A 3,124-nucleotide genomic window follows, 5' to 3' on the forward strand; every position below is an offset into this window, starting at 1 on the left:
CAGCTTGAAAGGACAGCGCCCGCCGCATCGAATTCCAGCCGATGAAGACCAGAATTGCGCCGTAAAGGCTGGCGGCCATCTGGTGTGCGATGCCTCCCGGCGGCAGCGCGCCGGCTCCCGTCGCGACGATCGCCGCCAGCGAACTCGCGCCAAGGGCAATACCGGCGGCAGCCGAAAGCGCTGTGGCACGCGACGCGGTTAGCCCGGCCTGCGCGACGACGGCAAAATTGGCGCCCGGCAGCATTGCCAACAGCGCATAGGAAATGGCGAACGGAAACAACCCCGCCGCGACAGCGTGCCCGGTTTCCAACATCGATCAGCCCACATCGGCGGCGTCTGCTCTCCCAAGGGCAGATCGCCGCTACCGAAGCGAAATGTGGATGAAACACTTCCCCTCTAACAGTCGGCAAATGCCGACATGAGGACGTTTTGTTGGCGGGTTACCAGCCGCGCCCGCTGAGTGGTTCCGTGCTCTTGAGCAATGCGACCAGTTCGCTCTGCTGCCGGGTGCGGGTCTTGGAGAAAATCCGTTCGAGATAAGTGCGGCAGGTCTTCACGGTTATGTTCGAATTCGCCGCGGTTTCCTTCAGCGACCGCCCCGATGCCAAGGCTGTTGCAAGCTTCGCCTCAGCCGCCGTCAGATCGAACAGGTAGCGGATATGGGTCTCGAAACCGTCGGGAATGCGCCGGGCGACCTCCGTGACCATGATCACCGCGCAACGCTCCGACGCCAGGCCATACGCGCGGGCGTCGACGAATGGGGCAACCGACAGCACCAACCGTGTCAGGTCAAATCGCTCGCGGTCCGATGGCACCAGCAGCGTTCCTCCGGTCCCGAGCATGGCGCCGCCATGTAGCGAGCAGGCATTCGCGACCAGCCGCTGAAGCTGCTGAGCATCCCTGAGATTGGAGGCGACGATCGTGCCGCCATTCAGTGCCAGAGGGCTGTCGGGCCGTGCCAGCATTGCCTCGGCGGCCTCGTTCATTTGGGCGATACGCTGAAAGCCGTCCACCAGAAACACGCCGAAGGGCAGATGCGAGAAGGCCGATGCCAGCGCCGACGTGTTCTCCAACTGCCGGCCGATCTCCCCAGCGCGCAGCATATGCGGCACGATCTTCTGCAACAGATCGATGTCGTCGGCACCGAACGCGCCCTGCTTCGAGCCGCGATGGATATCGAAAAACCAATAGGAGCCGTTGGAAGCCAGAAGATTGGAGGCGAGTCCGTGATGCATGTCGCGCGGCCTCATCCACTCTTGCCAGAGTTCGCGGCGACGGAACGCCGCCACGTCTCCAGCTATCCGCGTCCGATCATAGATTTTGCCCACCGGCAGCGCTGCCGCGACCGTGCTGATGGGGTCACGCATGTGTGCCGCTGCCGCCTCGGGAGAACACAGCCCCGGGTCATCGACAGTCCCGACCGCGCTGAACGCCTGCTGATCGAGCCGCGCGATACAGCTTCGCGATGCCTTGAACAGGTCGCGCAGCCCCACGACCACATCAGGCCAGCGCTCCTGATCATAGGCGGCCTCGTAGATCTGACCAACAACGGTGGAAACTGAATGGATGGTCACGTCAGCCATGATGATGGCCTTCCGTTGCTGCGCACATTTGGCTGATGAAGCCTAGCACACGGAAGCTCTCGCGCAAGTTGCATCGCCGCTGAATCAGGCGATGCTGCCCTCAATCCCACCTCGCCGATGGCGGGCTGAACCTGAGCAGGACTACTCTTCTGGCGCTCGGCCAAGCCATAACCTGCGGAGCCGAAACGCCGATGCACGGCGCCGAAGCTGAAGGGCTGCCTTGACAGGTTCGATATCTCCCGCCGTCCTCGCCGCCACGCGCCAAAAACGTTGCGAAATGGCGAGAGAGCGGTTATACAGACCGCGAATTTCCCATTTTGGTGGCTCTAAAACCACCGCCCGCGCGGGAACGCGGGCGAACGAGAAGGATATTTTGCAATGGCCAATACGCTGCTGATGCCCAAGGCGACCGCCGTCTGGCTGGTCGACAATACCGCGCTCTCCTTCGAGCAGATCGCGCAGTTCTGCTCGCTGCATCCGCTCGAGGTCAAGGCGATCGCCGATGGCGAATCGGCGCAAGGCATCAAGGGCATGGACCCGATCATGACTGGCCAGCTGACCCGCGACGAGATCGCACGCGCTGAGAAGGATGCGAACCATCGGCTGAAGCTGTCCGACCCCAAGGTGCGGGTGCCCGAATCCAAGCGCAAGGGTCCGCGCTACACGCCGCTGTCGAAGCGCCAGGACCGGCCCAACGCCATACTCTGGCTGGTGCGCAACCATCCCGAGCTGAAGGACGCGCAGATCGCGCGCCTCGTCGGCACCACCAAGTCGACGATCGACCAGATCCGCGACAGAAAGCACTGGAACTCGGCCAATCTGCAGCCGATGGATCCGGTGACGCTGGGTCTCGCCTCGCAGATCGACCTCGACATGGAAGTCAACCGCGCCTCGCGTGGCCGCGAGCAGGCACAGCCGGCCGGCGACACGCTGCTGCCGGCGGCATTGACCGAGCGGCTGGTGCCGGCGCCGGAGAAGCCAAAGGACGAGGATGCGGAACTCGACGCCAACGCCGTCTTTGCCAAGCTTTCGGCGCTGAAGTCGAAGGACGAGGATACCGACGACGAGGATTGAGGAACGGCGCCCTTTCCTTCTCCCCTTTGTGGGAGAAGGTGGCCGAGCGAAGCTCGGTCGGATGAGGGGTGCTGGACGGATCGCGGCGTTGGAGTTTCTTCCAACACCCCTCATCCGTCTTGGCGCTGCGCGCCAATCCACCTTCTCCCACAAGGGGAGAAGGAAAAGCGCTGCGCCTAAGTTCGCGCGGCTCGGTCCGGTGCCATGCCGTAATCCTCGCTGCGCTCAACCGCACGATAGAAATCTGCGAGCTGCTTGCCGCGCTCCGGCTTGAAGACGCGGCCGGCTATGACCACCGAAGCGATGCGATCGATACGGAAAGCGCGGAAATCGTCGCGCATCTCGCACCATGCGACCAGCGTCCACACCTTGCCCCAGAACCATAGGCCTAGCGGCCTGATGTCGCGCGCGGTGGAAAAACGCCAGGTGCTGACCATCGACTATTCCGACGAGGCCGGCCGCAGCAC

At 63.3% G+C, this 3,124-nt stretch carries 3 protein-coding genes and 1 pseudogene; 1 reads left to right on the plus strand and 3 read right to left on the minus strand.

What is annotated here, in order from left to right:
* Both EOC93_RS33125 and EOC93_RS33130 read right to left on the minus strand, forming a co-directional pair.
* Nucleotides 1-313: LysE family transporter (locus tag EOC93_RS33125; protein ID WP_164759387.1), on the minus strand; the 313-nt coding region annotated here is incomplete at its 3' end.
* A gap of 127 nt (nucleotides 314-440) precedes the next feature.
* On the minus strand, nucleotides 441-1,583 hold the full coding sequence (locus tag EOC93_RS33130) for a helix-turn-helix transcriptional regulator (RefSeq protein WP_127206716.1): 1,143 nt from the start codon (nucleotides 1,581-1,583) through the stop codon (nucleotides 441-443).
* Between the two features lie 378 nt (nucleotides 1,584-1,961).
* Here EOC93_RS33130 and EOC93_RS33135 point away from each other — a divergent pair, with 378 nt between their 5' ends.
* Entirely contained in the window at nucleotides 1,962-2,657 is a 696-nt protein-coding gene (locus EOC93_RS33135; protein ID WP_095487269.1) for a DUF1013 domain-containing protein, read from the plus strand.
* Between the two features lie 176 nt (nucleotides 2,658-2,833).
* On the opposite strand, the pseudogene EOC93_RS33140 reads toward EOC93_RS33135, so the two are convergent.
* Nucleotides 2,834-3,070: pseudogene (locus EOC93_RS33140) on the minus strand (WYL domain-containing protein); the annotation flags it as partial.
* Nucleotides 3,071-3,124: the final 54 nt, after the last annotated feature.

The organism is Mesorhizobium sp. M6A.T.Ce.TU.002.03.1.1, assembly GCF_003997275.1.
Taxonomy (GTDB): Bacteria; Pseudomonadota; Alphaproteobacteria; order Rhizobiales; family Rhizobiaceae; genus Mesorhizobium; species Mesorhizobium mediterraneum.

What these genes read in the sequence shown, in the direction of transcription:
- EOC93_RS33130 (WP_127206716.1), bottom strand. Translation starts at nt 1,583, where the DNA reads ATGGCTGACGTGACCATCCATTCAGTTTCCACCGTTGTTGGTCAGATC.
- EOC93_RS33135 (WP_095487269.1), top strand. Translation starts at nt 1,962, where the DNA reads ATGGCCAATACGCTGCTGATGCCCAAGGCGACCGCCGTCTGGCTGGTC.